This window comes from Corynebacterium sp. ACRPQ (genome assembly GCF_022347225.1).
GTDB lineage: Bacteria > Actinomycetota > Actinomycetes > Mycobacteriales > Mycobacteriaceae > Corynebacterium > Corynebacterium tuberculostearicum_D.
Genome location: NZ_JAKRNF010000019.1, coordinates 16782 through 35914, shown reverse-complemented (window position 1 = coordinate 35914; position 19133 = coordinate 16782). Strand labels below are relative to the sequence as shown.

20 protein-coding genes are annotated in these 19133 nt (G+C 63.0%); 10 read left to right on the top strand and 10 right to left on the bottom strand.

What is annotated here, in order from left to right; translation table 11 throughout:
- Nucleotides 1-138: 138 nt before the first annotated feature.
- A complete protein-coding gene (locus MHY24_RS12090; protein WP_255712345.1) occupies nucleotides 139-270 on the bottom strand; it encodes a hypothetical protein in 132 nt (43 codons plus the stop codon).
- 220 nt (nucleotides 271-490) lie between these two features.
- Between MHY24_RS12090 and MHY24_RS10435 the strand changes: the two genes are divergently transcribed.
- Genes MHY24_RS10435 through MHY24_RS10420 form a run of 4 tightly spaced genes read left to right on the top strand, consistent with a single transcriptional unit; the run spans nucleotide 491 to nucleotide 3117 of the window.
- Complete coding sequence (locus MHY24_RS10435) at nucleotides 491-1837, top strand: DUF445 domain-containing protein (protein WP_204610387.1); 1347 nt, start codon at nucleotides 491-493, stop codon at nucleotides 1835-1837.
- A gap of 19 nt (nucleotides 1838-1856) precedes the next feature.
- Nucleotides 1857-2294 (top strand): CGLAU_01105 family protein, encoded by a 438-nt coding sequence (locus MHY24_RS10430; protein WP_204610385.1) that lies wholly within the window; start codon nucleotides 1857-1859, stop codon nucleotides 2292-2294.
- A 5-nt stretch (nucleotides 2295-2299) separates the two neighbouring features.
- Nucleotides 2300-2590 carry a DUF2516 family protein gene (locus MHY24_RS10425; RefSeq protein WP_204610383.1) on the top strand — a complete coding sequence of 97 codons (291 nt, stop codon included), beginning with the start codon at nucleotides 2300-2302 and terminating at the stop codon, nucleotides 2588-2590.
- Nucleotides 2590-3117, top strand: a complete 528-nt coding sequence (locus tag MHY24_RS10420) for a deoxyribose-phosphate aldolase (protein WP_239230488.1) — start codon at nucleotides 2590-2592, stop codon at nucleotides 3115-3117. Before MHY24_RS10425 ends, MHY24_RS10420 begins: the two co-directional genes overlap by 1 nt.
- On the opposite strand, the gene MHY24_RS10415 is transcribed toward MHY24_RS10420, so the two are convergent.
- The 3 genes from MHY24_RS10415 to MHY24_RS10405 all read right to left on the bottom strand — a co-directional run bounded on the left by MHY24_RS10415 (nucleotide 3114) and on the right by MHY24_RS10405 (nucleotide 5397).
- Nucleotides 3114-3962: a DUF2993 domain-containing protein gene (locus MHY24_RS10415; protein WP_239193805.1), complete on the bottom strand. Its 849-nt coding sequence runs from the start codon at nucleotides 3960-3962 to the stop codon at nucleotides 3114-3116. The genes MHY24_RS10420 and MHY24_RS10415 overlap by 4 nt on opposite strands.
- A gap of 110 nt (nucleotides 3963-4072) precedes the next feature.
- Nucleotides 4073-4885, bottom strand: a complete 813-nt coding sequence (locus MHY24_RS10410) for a class I SAM-dependent methyltransferase (RefSeq protein WP_239230486.1) — start codon at nucleotides 4883-4885, stop codon at nucleotides 4073-4075.
- Between the two features lie 20 nt (nucleotides 4886-4905).
- Nucleotides 4906-5397, bottom strand: a complete 492-nt coding sequence (locus MHY24_RS10405) for a DUF2505 domain-containing protein (protein ID WP_239230484.1) — start codon at nucleotides 5395-5397, stop codon at nucleotides 4906-4908.
- A gap of 24 nt (nucleotides 5398-5421) precedes the next feature.
- On the opposite strand from MHY24_RS10405, the gene MHY24_RS10400 reads away from it, so the two are divergent.
- Entirely contained in the window at nucleotides 5422-6528 is a 1107-nt protein-coding gene (locus MHY24_RS10400; RefSeq protein ID WP_239230482.1) for a UDP-N-acetylmuramate dehydrogenase, read from the top strand.
- A 136-nt stretch (nucleotides 6529-6664) separates the two neighbouring features.
- Here the strand turns inward: MHY24_RS10400 and MHY24_RS10395 are convergent, their stop codons facing one another.
- Nucleotides 6665-7141 (bottom strand): S-ribosylhomocysteine lyase, encoded by a 477-nt coding sequence (locus tag MHY24_RS10395; protein WP_239230480.1) that lies wholly within the window; start codon nucleotides 7139-7141, stop codon nucleotides 6665-6667.
- A gap of 71 nt (nucleotides 7142-7212) precedes the next feature.
- Between MHY24_RS10395 and MHY24_RS10390 the strand changes: the two genes are divergently transcribed.
- The gene (locus MHY24_RS10390; RefSeq protein WP_239230478.1) at nucleotides 7213-8511 is read left to right on the top strand and encodes a YihY/virulence factor BrkB family protein; all 1299 of its coding nucleotides are present in this window, start codon (nucleotides 7213-7215) and stop codon (nucleotides 8509-8511) included.
- On the opposite strand, the gene MHY24_RS10385 is transcribed toward MHY24_RS10390, so the two are convergent.
- The 4 genes from MHY24_RS10385 to MHY24_RS10370 all read right to left on the bottom strand — a co-directional run bounded on the left by MHY24_RS10385 (nucleotide 8508) and on the right by MHY24_RS10370 (nucleotide 14041).
- The gene (locus tag MHY24_RS10385; RefSeq protein ID WP_239230476.1) at nucleotides 8508-10046 is read right to left on the bottom strand and encodes an AMP-binding protein; all 1539 of its coding nucleotides are present in this window, start codon (nucleotides 10044-10046) and stop codon (nucleotides 8508-8510) included. The genes MHY24_RS10390 and MHY24_RS10385 overlap by 4 nt on opposite strands.
- A gap of 11 nt (nucleotides 10047-10057) precedes the next feature.
- Entirely contained in the window at nucleotides 10058-11767 is a 1710-nt protein-coding gene (locus tag MHY24_RS10380) for a long-chain-fatty-acid--CoA ligase (protein ID WP_239230474.1), read from the bottom strand.
- Nucleotides 11768-11838: 71 nt separating this feature from the next.
- A complete protein-coding gene (locus tag MHY24_RS10375; RefSeq protein WP_239230472.1) occupies nucleotides 11839-12324 on the bottom strand; it encodes a methylated-DNA--[protein]-cysteine S-methyltransferase in 486 nt (161 codons plus the stop codon).
- 1 nt (nucleotide 12325) lies between these two features.
- On the bottom strand, nucleotides 12326-14041 hold the full coding sequence (locus tag MHY24_RS10370) for a long-chain-fatty-acid--CoA ligase (RefSeq protein ID WP_239230470.1): 1716 nt from the start codon (nucleotides 14039-14041) through the stop codon (nucleotides 12326-12328).
- A gap of 66 nt (nucleotides 14042-14107) precedes the next feature.
- On the opposite strand from MHY24_RS10370, the gene mshA reads away from it, so the two are divergent.
- From mshA to MHY24_RS10350, 4 genes are all read left to right on the top strand, one after another.
- Nucleotides 14108-15373, top strand: coding sequence for a D-inositol-3-phosphate glycosyltransferase (gene mshA / locus MHY24_RS10365; RefSeq protein ID WP_239230468.1), 1266 nt, complete (start codon nucleotides 14108-14110; stop codon nucleotides 15371-15373).
- 39 nt (nucleotides 15374-15412) lie between these two features.
- Entirely contained in the window at nucleotides 15413-16159 is a 747-nt protein-coding gene (locus tag MHY24_RS10360; protein WP_239230466.1) for a phosphoglyceromutase, read from the top strand.
- Between the two features lie 63 nt (nucleotides 16160-16222).
- Complete coding sequence (locus MHY24_RS10355) at nucleotides 16223-17485, top strand: cell wall metabolism sensor histidine kinase WalK (RefSeq protein WP_204610358.1); 1263 nt, start codon at nucleotides 16223-16225, stop codon at nucleotides 17483-17485.
- A complete protein-coding gene (locus tag MHY24_RS10350; RefSeq protein ID WP_204610356.1) occupies nucleotides 17482-18189 on the top strand; it encodes a response regulator transcription factor in 708 nt (235 codons plus the stop codon). Before MHY24_RS10355 ends, MHY24_RS10350 begins: the two co-directional genes overlap by 4 nt.
- Here the strand turns inward: MHY24_RS10350 and MHY24_RS10345 are convergent.
- Nucleotides 18186-19112 (bottom strand): hypothetical protein, encoded by a 927-nt coding sequence (locus MHY24_RS10345; RefSeq protein ID WP_239230464.1) that lies wholly within the window; start codon nucleotides 19110-19112, stop codon nucleotides 18186-18188. The genes MHY24_RS10350 and MHY24_RS10345 overlap by 4 nt on opposite strands.
- Between the last annotated feature and the right edge of the window lie 21 nt (nucleotides 19113-19133).

The following is a 19133-nucleotide window of genomic DNA, read 5'->3' as shown; positions in this document are numbered from 1 at the left end:
ATGGAAGGAGCCCGAGTATCCGGCTGGAAACAAGCCATCAACCAAATGGCCGTGGCCTACCCCGACCGCTTCGACAAATACCTATAAACCCAGCCCCACACACAAACAACTTGACACGCTCGGCAGCCTAACGAGCCGTTAGGCCAGGCCCAATAATTGCTTGGCAAGGTCAATGGCGTCAATGAACGGGAAGAACTCGTCCGTGGCATCGTCGACACCGGACGTGCGGGCTGTTTCCGTGAGGATCAATTTTGAACTCGAAGAGGGCATTGACAGGCGTCCATAATTAATGAACCGAGTTCTAGCGAAAATGTGGTTTCCTGAACCCCTAGGTACTCTAAGACGCCTTCCAAGGAACCTGACTTCAGGATGATGCTCACATTCTTCGTTCATAAACTTAACTACTGAAGGCAGAGGTCGAGTGCTTTTAAGTACGCACTAGGCTTAATAGCCGAAATCCGAATACACCTTCCCAACCCAAGGAGAACTCATGACGCACCGCGCGGACGAAGGCCTCGAATCGGCAGCCGCATCGGCACTGGAGCCGGCATCGTCGGGTGCTGCTCCCGTTCCGCAGGCTGGCAACCAGGAGGCGCGGCGGGCGGATCTGCGCCGTTGGAAAGCGATTGCGCTGTCGTTCCTGATTGGTGCGGCGGTGATCTTTTTGGGGTGTTCGTGGTGGCAGGCGTCGGAAAGCGGGGCTCCCGTCTGGGTGGGCTACGTGCGCGCAGCGGCGGAGGCCGGCATGGTGGGCGGTCTGGCGGACTGGTTTGCGGTGACCGCGCTATTCCGCCGGCCGTTGGGGCTGCCCATCCCGCATACGGCGCTGATTCCGAATAATAAGGACCGCGTGGGCGATGCCTTAAGTGACTTTGTGGAGGAGAACTTCCTTACCGCGGATGCGCTTAGCGCCAAGGTGCGGGAGGCGGAGCTGCCGCTATGGCTGGCACGCCAGGGTGTGGAGCCCGGCAAGGCGGAGGAGGTCTCCGCGTGGATTGGCGAGCGCGCCGCCAGCGTGGTGGAGGATCTCGACCCCGAAGAGGCAGAGCAATTCATCCGCACCCAAGTCATGGACCGCCTGGCCGAACCAGAGTGGGGCCCACCGCTGGGTAGGTTGCTGGAGGGCTATATTGCTGACGGCAAGGCTCGTCCGCTGGAAGACGACCTCATTGAGTGGGCGCACGGCAAGATTCTGAGCATGGAGCCCACCGTGGTCACCGCCATCGACGAGCGCATGCCGGGATGGGCGCCGCGCTTTGCCCGCGAGATGGTGGGGGAGAAGGTCTATACCGAGCTCGTAGAATTCGCCGATGAGGTGCGCCGCAATGGCAACCACGAGGCCCGCCTGGCCATTCGCCGCAACCTGTCCAAGCTGGCCTCGGATCTGCAGTGGGACGAGGACATGCGCGGGCGCATTGAGGGCATCAAGCAAGAGATGCTCGCCTCCGACCAAGCCCAGCAGGCACCGGCGGCCATGTGGCGCACGGTATCCACCACGCTTATTGACCAGCTCAATGACCCAGAGTCCTTCCTGCGCCAGAAGATTACGGCGAAGGTAAAGGAGTTGGCGCACCGCCTGCTCGAGGACTCCGAGTTCTTGGCCCAGGCCAATGCGCTCGTGGACAAGGCCGCGCGCTACGCGGTGGAGAAATTCGCGCCGGAAATTATCGCGATTATCCCGGAGACCATCAAGCGTTGGGATGCGGAGGAAGCCTCCCACAATATCGAGCTCATGGTGGGCAAGGACCTGCAGTTTATTCGTTTAAACGGCACTATCGTCGGTTCCCTGGCAGGATTGGTGATATTCGCGATCAACCACCTTATCTTTGGTGCTTAGACACAAGGAGTAATGAGCAATGAGTGATAATAAGAAGATTTTCGATTCCCTGAAGGATGCCGGCAGCGCTGCTTTTGAGGTAGCCAAGGACTTCGGCGGCCGCCTGCAAGAAGAGCGCACCCAGCACGCTCATGGCGCGCAGGCACAAAGCCCCTACGGCGCCACCGGCAAGGATGGCCTAGTGGACAAGGCCACCGCCACCGCGAAGGAATTTGGTGCTTCCTTGAAGAAGGCCGCGGACGGCACCCGCGAGTCCGCGTCTTTCGCTGACGCCAAGGGCAAGTTCTCCACCGCCTATCAGGAGACCCGTGGGGGCGTTATGGATGCCTATAATTCCGCCCAGGCCCGTCGCGCGGAAAAGAAGAACGGCGCGCGCCCCGGCCAGAATTCGGCTCCTTCGCAGGGCGATAATATTATCGATGGCGAAGTAATCGATACCGACGACCCGAAGAATTAATCTGCATGGACATCCTTCTATATCTCGCATTCCGCTTTGATGCCATCATTTTCCAAATCCTCACCCTGACCGCCATCGTCGGTGCGGTGCTTGCCGCCGCCACGCGCGAGGACGCCTTCCGCGCCGGCGACCGTCAGGGCAAGTGGGTGTGGGTTGGCCTGCTGGCAGGCTCGGCGGTAGCGATGGCCACCGGCATGCCATTCCTGTCCTGGATCGGCACGGTCATTACCGGCGTGTACTGGTTTGATGTGCGCCCGCAGCTCAAGGCCATTATCAACGGCGATTACAGCTACTAATGCTTAACCTGCTTGCTGCCCCGGCCGCGATGGTCAAGGACCGCGCCGCCGATAACACCGTCGTGGTCTCCCCACACCACGTTTCTATTGCCGCGGGGGCCGGCGCGGCCGATATCATCTCCGTCGCTGGCTATCCCACCGGCCGCCACCACACGCTCATTAAGGCCTCTGAGGCGCGCTTGGCCATCCAATCGGGCGCCAGCGAGGTGTGGGTCAGCCTCGATGAGATCGTGACGGATGCCAATGCCGTGCTCTCCGAGCTCATCGCCATCCGCGAGGCCTGCCCCGATCCGGCCCGCTTGGGCCTCATCGTGCCGGAGGCTGTGGGCGCAGATGCGGCCGATGCCGCGGATGCTGCGGTTATGGCTGCACAGCAGGCCGGCTACCAGCGCCTTATTGTGCGCAGCAGCGAGGCTGCGGCCGCGGAGCGCGCGGATTCCGGTGCCGGTGAAGAAGGCATGAAAAAAGGACCGGCGTTGGCCGCTGCCACGCTTCCGGTCCTCGAATTTCCCGTTGCTTTGGTTTAGGCGGCTTCCTTCTGCGCGTCCTGCTGCGGCGCGCCATTGTTGGCCCCACCATTGCCGGTGGTGCCCTCGCCGCCGGCCAGCTTATCCATGTCGTTCATCGGAACATCAGTGCCGGTGATGGTGAGCTTGAGCTCGCCATCGAGCACCTCCACGGAATCGACGTTCATGTCCGAGCCTACGAACTGATCCGACATGCCGTTTTGCAGCGCGGAGGAGATGGCTTCGGTGGCCTGGTCCGGCAGCTCGAGGCCGAAGATGGAGGCCTCGGTGGCGCGGATCTCCAGTTTTCCATCGTGGGCAGTGGGCTCCAGCGAGAGGTTGGCTAGGCCGCCGGCGAACTTCACGTCCAGCGCATGGTCCTGTTCATTGGCGGTGATCTCTGTAACCACCATATTGCCTATCTTCTCGCTGCCTGCCTGCTCGGAAATGCCCTTCTGGAAGGACGCCAGCAGGTAGTCATCCGGCACGGTGGTAGAAGCGCGCAGCTTGCCGGCCACCGGGTTGTCCTGGTCCGTGCTCATATCTTCCACGTGGATCTCGGAGGCAGGCTGGCCCTTGATCTCGGTGCCGTCGATTTGCAGGGTGGACGGCGTGGTCATATCCATCTGGGAAATGGAGCCCTTAAACAGACCCAGCAGGAGCGGGCTGCCGCCGAAGCTGACGGAGGGGTCTTCCTTGACCTGGATGCCCTCTTGCTCAGCGGCCTCGTTGAACTGCGAGGTCATCTGGTTGCCAATGAACCAGCGCAGGCCAAACTCGGCCAGCAGAATGAGCACGAGGAGTGCTACGAGGATGCCAATGATGATTTTCCAGGCGAGTGAGCCCGCCGATTTCTTCGAAGCCATGCGTACCAGTGTGGCGCATGAGACGGCGTGGGGCAAAGTCTGCGGGAGCCTTCGGACACATTGCTAGGCACTTCACAGCTGCGCCGCACTGTCACGGCAACGCGGGGAAATTAGCTCTGCGGCGCCACCGATTCCCAGTCCACGGTGAGCACATTATCGCGCAGGCGCCGGCGGACGGGTTGGATGTTAAAGGGGGCGTCGGCAAGCGCGGCTCGTGCCATGCGCCAGCGCACGCGCGGGCCGTAGGGTGCCCACCCCGCCGCGTGGTCCCAGGCCTCGTCGGCGGCCTGAAGCAGCTCGTGGATGGGCTCGCCGGGCACGTTGCGGTGGATGAGGATTTTGGGCAGGCGCTCGGCAATATCGGAAGGGCGCGCCACATCAAACGGGTCCCACGCCAGGGTGAGCGTCCGCGGACCATGGGCATCGAGCAGCAACCAGGCCGCGCGCCGGCCGAGCTCATCGCAGGTGCCCTCCACAAAGAAGCCGCCTGGGGCAAGCCGGGAACATACCGTCTGCCAGGCCTCTTCCACCTGGTCCACGTCATACTGGCGCAGCACATTAAACGCGCGCACCAGCTGCGGCCGGTAGCCGGCCAGCTCAAAGCCACCGAGTTCGAAGCGCACGCCATCGCGCGGCGGCAGCACCCGGTCCGGGTGGATTTCCAGTCCGCGCACGTCTACCCGCGGATTCGCCCGGCGCAGCCACCCTGCCCACTCCACGGTGGTCGCATACGAGGCCCCGTAGCCCACATCGAGTGCCAGCGGCGTATCCACATGCCGCAGCAGCGCGGAAACCTCCGGGTGCGCGAGCATCCACCTATCGCAGCGGCGCAGCCGGTTGTGGTTGGTGGTACCGCGGGTAATAACGCCAAAAGGCCGACCCGCAGCTGCGCTGGCGCGCAGATTATGTGCGTGGTCGGCCATAGATTCTGGGTCTTGAGAACTTAGGCGTTCTCAGAAATCCACTGTTCGGTCAGCTTGCCCTCGTTATCGAAGAGCTCGCCCAGGGACTCGCCTACCTTCGGCTCGATGGCGGCGCCCATCATCGGGATATTGACGGAGATCTCGTTGACGTAGGACAGCTTGGTCATTTCGCCTTCGCCGGCCAGGGAGATATCGCCCTTGAAATCAACCGGGGTGCCCTTGACGTCCGCGGTGTAGTTAACGTCAGCAGCCTCACCGTTGAGCTCGCCCACGGTAACCACGCGCTTGACCTTCAGGTCCTGGGAGACCATGGCGCGCACTGCCTCTGGCAGCAGGGTGGTCGGCAGAACCTCGAAGAGGGTGGCTACGTTATCGCTGAAGTCGTGCACCTGGCCCGCCTCGGGGGAGAGGTTGGCCACGATGTACTCCCAGTATTCCTTGGTGAGCAGCGCCTTGTGAACCTTTTCGATGGGGTGATTGATGGTTACGGTGTTTTCACTACGGGTTGACATGCCTAACAGACTACCTTGGTAGGCGTGCTTGATAAATCTTTGACGCAACAGCTCACAGCGATCGACGGCGTAGAACTGGACCCCGCCGCCACCTTCGCGGACCTGACTACGCTGCGTGTAGGCGGAAAACCGCAGGCCGCACTGCGCTGCTCGCAGCCGGAGGCCGCCGTTGCCGTGGTGCGTGCCCTTGATCACGCCGAAGTGAAATTCATCGTCGTTGGCGGCGGCTCCAACCTCTTGGTGGCCGATGGCGCCGTGGATCTCGTCGCGGTCGTCCTTGACTTTGATGAGGTTTCCATGGACGCCGAAACCGGCGTGGTGCGCGCGCAGGCCGGCGCCGTCTGGGATGACGTGGTGGCCCGCTCCGTGCAGCTTGGCCTAGGCGGCATCGAGTGCCTCTCCGGCATCCCCGGCACCGTGGGCGCGGTCCCCGTGCAGAATGTGGGTGCCTACGGCGCGGAAATCTCCGAGGTCCTTAGCCGCGTGCGCCTTTATAACCGCCGCACCGATACCGATGAGTGGGTCCCCGCCTCCGACCTGGACCTGGCTTACCGCTATTCCAACCTAAAATTCACCGGCCGCGCCGTGGTGTTGGAGGTGGAGCTCCAGCTCGATACCGAGGGCCTTTCCCGCCCACTGCGCTTTGGTCAGCTCACCCAGAATCCGGGCGAGCGCCGCCCCGTGGCCGAGGTCCGGGAGGAGGTCTTAAAGCTCCGCCGCGGCAAGGGTATGGTGCTCGACCCCACCGACCATGACACCTGGTCCGCCGGCTCTTTCTTTACCAACCCGGTGGTGGACTCCGCTCTTGCCGACGCCGTCCAGGCCAAGGTCCGTACCTCGCTTGGCGACGCCACCGCAGACTCCATGCCCCGCCACCCCTCTGCCGAGGCCGGCCGGGAAAAGTTGTCTGCCGCCTGGCTCATTGACCGCGCCGGGTTTGCCAAGGGCTACCCGGGCTCCGGCCGGGCCACGCTCTCGACGAAGCACACGCTGGCGCTGACCAACCGCGGCGAGGCCACGGCCGCCGATATTGTGGACCTCGCCCGCATCATCCGCGACGGCGTCCACGAGACCTTCGGCGTGGAACTCGTGCCTGAACCGGTGTGGATCGGCCTTTCCCTCGACGAGTAGCGCGCGACTGCGCTTTCGCTCCGAGTCTCGGGGTCTAAAACCTCCAAAGCAGCCACGATAGCGCCCTTTACCACGCGGTTTTCGGGTCTATCGTGGCTGCTTTTTCAGTTCGACGCCTATCGCGCCGGCGACTCGCTTAGGCGGCCATGACCTGGAGCCACTCATCCTTAGCGCCCAGGAATGCGCGGGCCGCCTCCTGCGCGCCCTCCAAGCTGTGGTGCGCACCCCAACCGCACTGCTCTTCGTTGGCGGCCGGTACCTCGGTAGCGTTAAGAATATCGTTGAGCGCGCCTTCCACCGCGCGCAGCAGCTCGTCCTGCTCCATGCCGTTGGTGATGGCGTAGAAGCCGGTGCGGCAGCCCATCGGGGCGAAACCGATGAGCTTATCGGTGTAGTTGCGCATGAAGTTTGCCATCATGTGCTCCACCGAGTGCAGCGCCTTGGTATCCAGGTGGTCCTGGTTAGGCTGGCAGAAACGCAGGTCATACTTGATGATTTCGACGCCGCCGCCCAAATCCGTGCGGTCGGCCACGCGGATATATGGCGCGCTGACTAGGCGGTGGTCGAGTTCGAAGGACTTAACGTTGAGCTTTGTGTCATTCTGTTCAGTCATGCTTCTCCAGTGTAATCACGGTTGAGTGTCACTTCCTGAAATAGATTCTTTACCGCATACGCTGGGATAATATGAGCACTCTGGACGACGCCGCCGAGGCCCCCGGCGCCGCACGCACCCCTGGGGACTTGCCTTCTGCCGTACAGCCTGACGGTGAGCGGCCCGCCGGCGAGCAGCCCGCCGGCCGCCAGCCTGCCGGCACTCCGTCGAGCGCCGCGGCCACTCCGGTGAGCGAATCCGGGTACGAGGGGGCGGATAAGATCGTGCCCAGCACCGCGCCCACCGTGGTCAAGATTGCGGGCCATACCGAGGAAGTAGATCCCCTGGCCCGCGGCAACCGCTTGCGTAAGGAAAGCTGGGGGCTGGTGGTGCGCCGCGTGTGGGCCGATTTCTTTCATGATGCCTTGATGGATCGTGCGGCCACGATGACGTACTTCACGCTCATGGCCTTTGCCCCCACGGTGCTGGCTGCCTATTCCATCGCCACGCTTATTTTCTCCTCGCGACGTGCCGAGGTGCACGAATTAACCTCGCAATTCATTGCGGACTACGTGCCCAGTTCCATGACGGAGCAGGCCGAGAAATTGGTTGGCTCCATCATTGGTTCCACGGCGCAAGGTACCTTCGCGCTGGTGGTATCCGTGCTGATTTCGCTCTTTGCCGCCTCGGCCTATGTGCGCGCCTTCTCGCGCACGGCCAATACCGTCTATGGGCGAGTGGAAGGCCGTGGAATCATCCGCACCTGGGCGCTGATGTGGGGGCTGACCATTGTTCTCGTCATCGGTGCGGTCATCGTCCTCTTTGCTAACCTGCTGCGCGATACCATCGTGAGCGGCGTTATCGATCCGCTCGCGGGCAAGTTGGAGATGCAAGGCACCGCGGACTTTTTGGGTGGGATCTTCATGCCAGTGTGGAATTGGCTGCGCTTCCCGCTCACCGTGGTGATTGTGCTGAGCTTGATCGCTATCTTGTATCACTTTTCCCCGAACGTGCGGCCGGCGCGCTTTCGATGGATAACCCTAGGCTCCGTTGTGGCGCTGAGTACCAATGTCGTGGTGTGGGGAGCATTTGCGCTGTATACCCAGCGCTTTGCCGGAGCCAGCGTCTATGGCGCCTTCAGCCTCATCATGGCCGTATTCATGGCCGTGTGGCTATCTAATACGATGCTCATTTTGGGCATCAAAATCGATGCGGAGGTTCTGCGCGCCAAAGAACTGCAACTGGGCCTGCACGCCGCGCGGCATATTCAGGCCCCGCCGCGTTCCGACGCCGCCGCTAAATCCCAAGCCCGCGCCCAGCACGATCTTGAGGAGCGTTCTGAGCGCATCTACAAACAGGCGGTGCGCCGGGAAGGGCTTGGAGAAGGCTAGCCCTGGTTGAGTAGCGCGAGGAGATCGCGCTGGACATCGCGGCGGCGCAGCTTGCCCAGCTGATCGCCGGCGAGCTCATCCATGGCAAAGAAGCGCTGCGGGACCTTATAGCGCGCCACCAACCCACGGCAATGGTCGCGCAAGGCGGACTCGTCGAGCTGCCCGCCGGGGGTAAGCACCACGCAGGCGGCGATATCCTCAGAACCATCGGAGCGAGGAACGCCCACGACCGCGGCCTGGGCGATATCAGGATGGGAGGTTAAAGCCTCCTCGACCTCGCCGGGATAGACATTGAAACCACCGGTGATGATGATTTCCTTGATACGGCCCACCAAGCGGATATGGCCATCGGGATCGCGCACGCCCATGTCCCCGGTGCGGAACCAGCCGTCGTGGAAGGCGGCGGCGGTGGCGGGGGCGTCGGCAAGGTAGCCGCTAAAGACTTGCGGGCCGCGGGCGAGGATTTCGCCGGCCTCGCCATCCGGCTGGGTGCGGCTGAGGTCGTGAGGATCTCCGATGCGCAGCTGCGTATCCGGCAGCGGCAGGCCGATGGTGCCGGCGCGCCGGGTGTCATCGAGGGGGTTGATAGTCAGCACGGGAGAGGTCTCCGTAAGCCCATAGCCTTCCACCAGCATGCCGCCGGTGCGCGCCTCCCATGGCTCGATGATGCGCGAGGGGAGGGAAGCCGCGCCCGAGATGGAGTAGCGCACCCCGCCAAGATCCGCGGGCGCGTCAGAAGGGGCTGTGTCTGCGGCCGCGGGAGTGGCCACCATGGCGCGCTCGTAGATGGTGGGCACGCCCGGCATCCAGGTGGGACGGCGGGCGGCAAGCGCCTTGGTCACCGCGTCGGTGTGTGGGGCAGGCAGCAGGATGATCTCGGCCGCACAGCGCACCGCGAGGAGCACGCTCATCGTCAAGCCATAGGAATGGAACATGGGCAGCGCGGCCAGAAAGCGCTCGTGGCCAGCGCGCAGCGGGGCTTGGGTTTCCAGCTGCAGGCAGTTGGCCGCGAGGTTGCCGTGGGTTAAGACCACGCCCTTGGGGCGGGCGGTGGTGCCGGAGGTGTAGAGGATAAGGGCGGCGTCGGCAAGCGCGGCAGGATGCGGCTCCACCGGGGCGCCGCTGAGGGGAAGCGGCTCGCTGAGGGAAACGGTAATGGTGGTCTCAACCTGCGCGGACACGGTGGGGGCGATGTCCTCCCAGGCAATCGCCACGCGGGCGCCATGGTGGGCAAGCAGCGGGGTAAGCTCGTGCGCGGTATAGCGCGGATTGTGCTCCACCACCACTGCGCCCAGGCGCAGGATGGCGAAGAATGCCACCACGTGCTGCGGGCAATTGGGCAGCAGGAGCGCCACGCGGTCGCCGGGGCGCACGCCCATCTTGCGCAGGGCCCCAGCCGCGGCCGCCACCTGGGCGTCGAGCTCGCTATAGGTGAGCGTGTGGCCAGCGAAGTAGGTGGCGGGGCGCTGCGGAAACCTGGCGACGGCCGCCGCGAGGAAATCCGTCAAGGTAGCGCCGTAATGAATATCTGCCATAGCCGCTAAGTTTAGGCCTTTGCCTCCAGCAGCTCGAGCAGGTCCTTGCGCACCTGGTGGCGGCGAATCTTGCCCAGGTGATCGCGCGCCAGATCCTCAAAGTGGTAGAAGGTGCGCGGCACCTTATAGCGGGTGAGGCGCTCGCGGCAGAATTCCTTCAGGCCTTCTGGATCGAGCACGGCGCCATCGCGCAGGGTGACGCAGCCGACGACATCCTCGGAGCCATCCTGGCGCGGGCGGCCCACGGCGGCGACATCCACGACGTCGGGATGCTGGGCAATCGCCTCTTCTACCTCGGCGGGGTAGACGTTGAAGCCGCCGGTGATGATGATTTCCTTGATGCGGCTGACCAGCTTGATATAGCCATCCGGTTCCATGAGTGCCATATCGCCGGTGCGGAACCAGCCGTTGTGGAAGGTCTTTTCGGTAGCGGCGGCATTGCCAAAATAACCCTGGAAAATCTGCGGGCCGCGCGCGAGCATCTCGCCCGGTTGGCCATCGGGTTGGGTCTCATCCAGATTCTCAGGGTTGGCAATGCGCACCTCCGTATCCGGGAAGGGTACGCCTACATAGCCGGGGCGGTGCTTGCCGTTCATGGGATTGGCCGTAAGTACCGGGGAAGTCTCCGTCATGCCGAAGCCCTCCACCAGCCGGCCGCCGGTCATGGCCTCCCAGCGCTCCACAATCTCTACAGGCAGCGTGGCGGCGCCGGAGAAGGCATTGCGGATGCCGCTTAAGTCGACGTCCTTTTCTTCCGCCGCGTCCATGATCTTCTGATACAGCGTGGGAACGCCCGGCAGCCAGGTAGGCGTGCGCTTTTTCACTATGTCCATGATCAGCGGCATCTGCGGGGAGGGAACCAGGATGAGCTCGGCGCCAAGGTAGATGCTGAAGATGCACAGCGTGGTCATGCCGTAGGCGTGGAAGATGGGCAGTGCAGCGAGGAAGCGCTCTTGTTTCTTGCCCATCTGTGGCACCCAGGCCTTGCCCTGAATGGCATTGGCAATGAGGTTGCCGTGTGAGAGTAGTGCCCCCTTGGGCTTTCCGGTGGTGCCGGAGGTATAGAGGATGAGCGCAATATCGTCTTGGGAGATCTCAGGGACATCGAGGTCCGAGCCATCGCCGCCAATGGCCGCGCCGATGAGGGTGGACCACTCCACGGTATTGGGCGCGGGGCTGGTGAGCTGTTCGCGCTTGGCGGCCAGCGGCGGGAGGGGTAGGCGCAGTGCGAGGCGCTTGAGCGGTGGCATGGCATCGATCATGTTGACGGAGACGATGGTCTCCAGCGGGGTGGTCGAGCGCAGTTTTTCTAGCGTGGTGGCGGTTTTATCCCAGGAGATGGCCACGCGCGCGCCGTGGTCATTGAGCAGGCCTTCTAGCTCCGGGGCGGTATAGAGCGGGTTGTGTTCGACCACGGTGGCACCAAGCAGCTGCACCGCGTAGAAGGCCGCGACGTGCTGGGGGCAGTTCGGTAGCACGATGGCTACCTTGTCGCCGGGGCGAATACCAAAAGCCTTGAGCCCGGCCGCGGCGGCGCGCACTTGGGTATCGAGTTCCGCGTAGGTCTGCGTCTTACCGAAGAAGTAGGTGGCGGATTTATTGGCGTTGACCCGCAGGTTATTGCGGTAGTAGTCGACGATGGTTTTATCGCCGTAGTCCAGCGTGTGTGGGGTCCAATCGCTGTAGTGCTCGAGCCAGGCTCGGGAGGTGGAAGCGGACACGCGGAAAACCTTTCGTTTGGCTACAAAAACTATTTCTGAGGGGATAGCATATCCAAATATGAGGAATCCCTCTAGTTTTCTTCTAGTGTCAGCAAAAAACGTTTGGCATCCAGACCGCCCGCATAGCCGCCGAGCCCGCCATCGCTGCGCAGCACACGGTGGCATGGCCGCACGATGAGTAGGGGATTGGCGCCGCACGCACTGCCCACGGCCCGCGTCGCGCCGGGCCGGCCCAGCAGCTTGGTGACGTCGCGGTAGGTGACCGTCTCCCCATAGCCAATCTCTGCCAGTTGCGCATGCACCGCGGCGCGAAAGTCGGTCGTCGCAGGCGGGTCGAGGGGCAGCTCGAAGGCGCGGCGCTGGCCGGAAAAATACTCCGCGAGCTGTGTCTGGGCGGCGTCGAGCACGTCCGCGCTGCGCTTTTCGATGCCCCCTTCTTCCATACCGCCTACCGCTTCCTGTGGAGTGCTGGCCGCGGTGAATTCCACGCGGGAAAGCCCCCGCGGGCTCGCCTGCAAGCGCAAGGGTCCGAGGGGGCTATCGATGAGGCGGAACATGTTAGTTCTGTTCGGCCTCGAGGCGGCGGATGAGGTCTGCTTGGACCTCGCGGCGGCGGATCTTGCCCATCTGGTCCTTGGCCAGCTCCTCAAAGTGATAGAAGGTGCGCGGGACCTTGTAGCGGGTCAGGCGCTCGCGGCAGTAGTCCTTGAGTCCCTCCGGGTCCAGGGCGGCGCCATCGGCGAGGTCGAGGCAGGCCACGACGTCCTCGGAGCCGTCCTCGCGCGGGCGGCCGACCACGGCGACGTCATCGATGCTCGGGTGCTCGCGCAGGATTTCTTCCACCTCGCCTGGGTAGACGTTGAAGCCGCCGGTGATGATGATTTCCTTGATGCGGCTGACCAGACGGATGAAGCCGTCTTCTTCCATGACACCCATGTCACCGGTGCGGAACCATTCGCCGTGGAAAGCGGCCTCGGTGGCCTCTTCATTGTTGAGGTAGCCCTTGAAGATCTGCGGGCCGCGGGCCAGCACCTCGCCCTCAACGCCGTCCGGCTGGGTCTCGTCCAGGTTATCCGGGTTGGCAATGCGCACCTGGGTATCCGGGAACGGAATGCCCACGTAGCCCGGGCGGCGGTCGGTGCTCATAGGGTTGCCCACAATAATCGGCGAGCACTCCGTGAGGCCATAGCCCTCCACCAAGAGGCCGCCGGTGTAGTTCTCCCACTTGTTGACCGTGTCCGAAGGCAGGGTAGACGCACCGGAGAAGGCCGCGCGCACACCCTTGATGGGGATTTCCTGATCCTCGGCGGCCTTCACGATGCGCTCGTAGAGCGTCGGCACGCCCGGTACCCAGGTCGGGGTGTGCTTCTTCATCAACTGCATGATGAGCGACATATCCGGCTTAGGCAGGATGACAAGCTCGCCGCCGATGAACTGCGCAAGGGTGACGTTCATAGTTAGGCCATAGGCGTGGAAGAAGGGGAGGGCGGCCAGCATACGCTCCGGCTTATCGCCCAAGCCAGGAACCCACGCCTTGCCCTGCATGATGTTAGAAAACAGGTTGCCGTGCGAGAGCATGGCGCCCTTCGGGGCGCCGGTGGTGCCAGAGGTGTACATAATCAGCGCGATGGTGTCTTTGTCCACGTCCTCCGGCGTGGTGATATCGCTGCCGTCGCCGCCGATGGCATTGCCCACCAGGGTCTCCCACGGCACGGTATTGGGCGCCGGGGACGATAGCTGCTCGCGCTTGGATTTCAGTGGCGGGATGGGCAGGCGTAGGGCGGCGCGCTGCAAGGTAGGCATGGCGTTGATCATGTTGATGGACACGACCGTTTCCAGGTTGGTGGTCGCACGCAGCTTCTCCAAGGTCGGCGCTGCCTTATCCCAGGCGATGGCGATGCGCGCGCCGTGATCCTGGAAGAGCCCCTCCAGCTCGTGGGCGGTGTAGAGCGGGTTGTGCAGCACCACCTGGGCGCCCAGCTTCAAGATGGCGTAGAACGCCGCGATGTACTGCGGCGAGTTCGGTGCCACGATGGCTACGCGGTCACCGGGGCGTACACCGAAGGCCTTCAGGCCAGCGGCCGCAGCGCGAACCTGACGGTCCAGCTCCGCATACGTTTGGGTGCGGCCGAAGAAGTAGGTGGCCGATTTATCGGCGTTGACCTCAAGATTATTGTCGTAAATGTCCAGCAGCGTGGTCTCGCCATACTCGAGGTGGTGCGGTGTCCATTCCGGGTAATACTGGAGCCAAGCCTGTGATTCGTATGCGGACAAAACTATACCTTTCGGTAGCGTAGGTTTCTGGCAGGGGCCAGTATAGCGCCGGTAGAATTGAGCGCCATGCGCATCGCCATGATCTCTATGCATACGTCCCCCATTGAGCAGCCCGGCTCGGGGGACGCCGGCGGTATGAACGTCTACGTCCTCAATATCGCCCGCCAACTAGCCCGCCGGGGAATCGAGGTGGACGTCTACACTCGCGCTACCCGGCCTAGCCAGGGCGAAATCATTGAGGTTGAGCCCCACCTGCGCGTCATTAATATCGTCGCCGGGCCGTACGAGGGCCTGGATAAAGAGGATCTGCCTACCCAGCTGGCCGCTTTCGCGGGCGGCATGGTGCAATTTGCCAAGTGGCAGGGCAAGAAATATGACCTTATTCACTCCCACTACTGGCTCTCCGGCCAGGTGGGCTGGCTGCTACGGGATCTCTGGGGCATTCCGCTCATCCATACGGCCCATACCCTCGCTGCGGTGAAAAACGCCTCCCGGACCGCGGATGACACCTTGGAGTCCGAGGCCCGCCGCATCTGCGAACAGCAGCTGGTAGATAATGCGGACCTGCTCGTGGTCAATACCGAGCAAGAAGCCCGCGACCTGGCCGAGCACTACGACGCCGAACGCGACATCATTCGCGTAGTCTCGCCCGGCGCCGACGTCGAGCTTTTTACCCCTGGCACAGACCGCAATACCGAACGTTCCCGCCGCGAGCTGGGCATTCCGCTGCACACCAAGGTGGTGGCCTTTGTCGGGCGCTTACAAAAATTCAAAGGCCCGGAGGTCCTTATCCGCGCCACGGCCGAGCTCTTCCGCCGCGAGCCGGCTCGCAACCTGCGGGTGGTTATCTGCGGTGGCCCGTCGGGGGCCAATACGGCGCCGGAGGCCTATAGGGAATTGGCGCGCGAGTTGGGCGTCGATAAGCGCGTGCGCTTCTTGGGCGCCCGCCCGCCAGAGGAGCTGGTGGGGGTCTACCGCGCGGCCGATATCGTGGCGGTGCCTAGCTATAACGAGTCCTTCGGCCTAGTGTCGCTGGAGGCCCAGGCCTCTGGCACACCGGTGGTAGCCGCGGCCGTCGGCGGGCTGCCCATCGCCGTAGCGGACGGGGAGACTGGCCTGCTGGTGCACTCGCATGATCCGTCTGATTGGGCCGATGCTCTAGCCCGCCTGCTTGACGACGACCCCATGCGCATCGCCATGGGCGAAGCCGCCGTCGCCCACGCCGCGCGCTTTAGCTGGGCCAGCTCCGCCGCCGCGCTCGCAGAAATCTATGACGAGGCCAGCCGCATCGAGGTCCCGGATTGCCATCAACGGCGGGCGATTGGGGATTAAACCCCGACGCCGGTAATAATTTCGTGGCATGCTGGAGGCATGACTAACGGAAAACTGATTCTTCTTCGCCATGGCCAATCCAAGTGGAACGAGTCCAACCAGTTCACTGGCTGGGTTGATGTAGATCTGACCGAAAAGGGCGAGGCGGAAGCCAAGCGCGGCGGTGAGCTGCTCGCGCAGGAAGGCGTTCTGCCCGATGTCCTCTATACCTCTCTTCTGCGCCGCGCTATCCGTACCGCAAATATCGCACTCAACGCCGCCGACCGCCACTGGATCCCAGTGGTGCGCGATTGGCGCCTCAACGAGCGCCACTACGGCGCTCTGCAGGGCCTGAACAAGGCCGAGACCAAGGAAGAATACGGCGAGGAAAAGTTCATGGCATGGCGCCGCTCCTATGACACGCGCCCGCCGGAGCTGGCCGATGACTCCGAGTACGCCCAGACCAATGACCCGCGCTACGCGGACCTGGACAAGGTCCCGCAGACCGAGTGCCTGAAGGACGTCGTCGCCCGCTTCGTGCCGTACTTCGAGGAGGAAATCCTCCCACGCGCCAAGAAGGGCGAGACCGTGCTCATCGCCGCACACGGCAATTCCCTGCGCGCTCTGGTTAAGCACCTGGACAATATTTCCGATGACGATATTGCCGGCCTGAATATCCCGACCGGCATCCCGCTGGTGTATGAGATCACCGAGGACGGCTCCGTAGTAAACCCAGGTGGCACCTACCTGGATCCGGAAGCCGCCGCTGCCGGTACCGCTGCCGTTGCTGCGCAGGGCGGTAAGTAAGAAACTGCGCCACAGTCCCCGGGGAGTATTCCCTGGGGACTTTGTGGTGGATAGGGTAGACACGTGGAATTGATTCTTTCCTTCGTTGCCGGCGTGGTGGCCTGCGGGTTGGCGCTGCCGGCGATTTCTTGGCTGCGCGGGCGCATTGCGCACTACCGCCAAGCCACCGATGCCGAGGCCAACCAGGTCACGACGGTCAGCCAGGTACTGCACTTGGCCGTGCAGGGCTCGCCGACGGCCCTGGCGGTGCTGGACCGCAGCCAAGAAATCGTCATGTCCAATCCCGCCGCCCACGAGATGTCCCTGGTGCATGATCGCGCCGTGAACCCGGACGTGTGGCAGACCGCGCAGGAGGTCTTCGAGGACAAGGAGACCCGCACCGTCGATCTGGCCATTCCCAAGCGCCGCACGGGCCACCGCGTCACCCAGTTCAAGGCGGTTATTAAGCCGCTGACGCTTAACGACGGCCGCTTTGTCATCATCTACGGCACCGATGAGAGCGAAAACGTCCGCATGGAATCCGCCCGCCGCGATTTCGTGGCAAACGTTTCCCACGAGCTCAAGACCCCCGTCGGCGGCATTGCCCTGCTGGCCGAGGCCCTGCTGCAAGACCCCGGTGACCAGGAAACCGTGGAGTACTTTGGCAATAAGGTTTACAAGGAAGCCAACCGCATGGCCGATATGGTCAGCGAGCTTATTTCCTTGTCCAAGCTGCAAGGCGCTGAGGCGCTGCCAGAGATGGAACCGTTGGCAGTCGATGACCTCATCGAGGAAGCACTCTCGCGCAACCAACTGGCTGCGGAGGCCCGCTCCATCGAGCTCAACCGGGGCGCCTCCGCCGGCGTGCAGGTCAAAGGAGATAGGTCCCTGCTGGTTACCGCACTATCTAACCTCATCTCCAACGCGATTAACTATTCGCCGGAGAAGATGCCGGTATCGGTCTCCCAAAAAGTCGTGGACGGTGGGGTCGTGCTCATCCGCGTCACCGACCGCGGCATCGGTATCGCACCGGATGATCAAAAACGTGTTTTTGAGCGCTTCTTCCGCGTAGACCAAGCCCGGTCGCGGCAGACCGGAGGCACTGGCCTAGGATTAGCAATTGTTAAACACGTGGTGGCCAACCATGGCGGCAACATCAAACTGTGGTCCCGGCCCGGTACGGGTTCTACATTCACTATTGAGTTGCCTATCTACAGAGAAGAAAAGCCAGCGCAGGATGCTGGCATGAAGGATAATGAGAAAAAGGATGCCGTCACTGCGGCGGCGCCTGGGCTCCCGCGTGCAGTAGCACGCGTCGCAGCACGTCGAAAGGATAAAGCACAATGACCACCATCCTCATCGTTGAAGATGAAGAGTCGCTGGCAGATCCGCTGGCATTCCTCCTCCGCAAGGAGGGCTTCGAGCCGATCATCGCGCACGATGGCCCTACGGCGCTGGAAAAGTTTGCCGCTAACGACATCGATATCGTCCTTCTAGACCTCATGCTGCCCGGCATGTCAGGCACCGAGGTATGCAAGCAGCTGCGCACCACCTCGTCCGTGCCGGTCATCATGGTGACCGCGCGCGATTCCGAGATCGACAAGGTCGTCGGCCTCGAGCTGGGCGCCGATGATTACGTGACCAAGCCTTATTCCTCCCGCGAGCTCATCGCCCGCATCCGCGCGGTGCTGCGCCGCGGCCACGATTCCGGCCCCGGTGCCGATACCGAGGCGGAGGAAGACGTAGCCGAGCAGATCCTCGAGGGCGGCCGCGTCAAGATGGACGTGGAACGCCACACCGTTACCGTTGCGGATGAGCCGGTATCCATGCCGCTCAAGGAATTCGACCTCTTGGAGTACCTGCTGCGCAACGCCGGCCGCGTACTTACCCGCGGCCAGCTCATTGACCGCATCTGGGGCGCCGATTATGTTGGCGACACCAAGACGCTCGACGTCCACGTCAAGCGCCTGCGCTCCAAGATCGAGGAGCAGCCCTCCCGCCCGAAGCACCTGGTTACGGTGCGCGGCTTGGGCTATAAATTCGAGCTCTAGCTCTCCGCCTGCTGGCTTCCTGCCTGCAGGCTCTCGGCCTTCACGCTGGCCGGGTGCTGCGTGAGCTGGACGCCGTGCTCGGCCGCCGCGGCGCGCGCCTTGCAGTGCGCGGCCAAAATCTCATAGGACTCTCGGCCCATGAGCGCTACCAGCTCGTCCTCGTGCGATTGCCACATCGGCAGCGGGTTGGCGTGGCAGGCGGCATCGGCCGAGCAATACCAATCGAAATCCTCGCCGCCATTACCCCAACCGCGGCGGTCGTACTCGCCAATCTGGGTGCGTAGAATCTCCTGCCCATCTGGGCGCTCTTCATAATCCTCGTAGCGGCGCAGCGGCAGCTGCCAGCACACCTCGGGTTTGACCACTGTGAGCTCCTCGCCGGAATCGACCGCCCACTGGTGCAGCGCGCAGCCTGTACCCGTTGCCCAGCCGGCGCGGTTGGCAAAAATGCACGCGCCATCCACAATGGGGGTCTTCAGCGCCGGTTCCGGTTCGCCGTCCTCGCCGTCGAGCTCGTCCCACTCTAGCCATGGCTCCAACTCGTCCGTAGCGTCCTGCGCGAGGAACTCATCTACCCCCGCTGGGCGCAGCTGCCAATACTTGGCGGGCATGCGCGAGACGGCGTCGTAAAGCTGGTCGCGGTCTTCCTCATCGGCCATATAGGCGCCATGCACGCAGCAGCCCACCTCGGGCTGGCTCTTATCGATGCCTCGGCATGCCGACGTCCCAAATTGGCAGCTGTAGTGCGATTCCACCCATGTTAGGTCGATGGAAAAGACGTGGTGTGGGTCGTTCGGGTTGGTAAATTCGAACCACTCCCGCGGGAAATCGGGGGCCTCTTCGCGGCCCGCTCTTATCGACGCCGCCGCGGGCGAGCTCGCGGGAAAACCTAGGTATACCGTGTCAGATTTTGGGCGATTCACACCTAACCACGGTAGACCTAC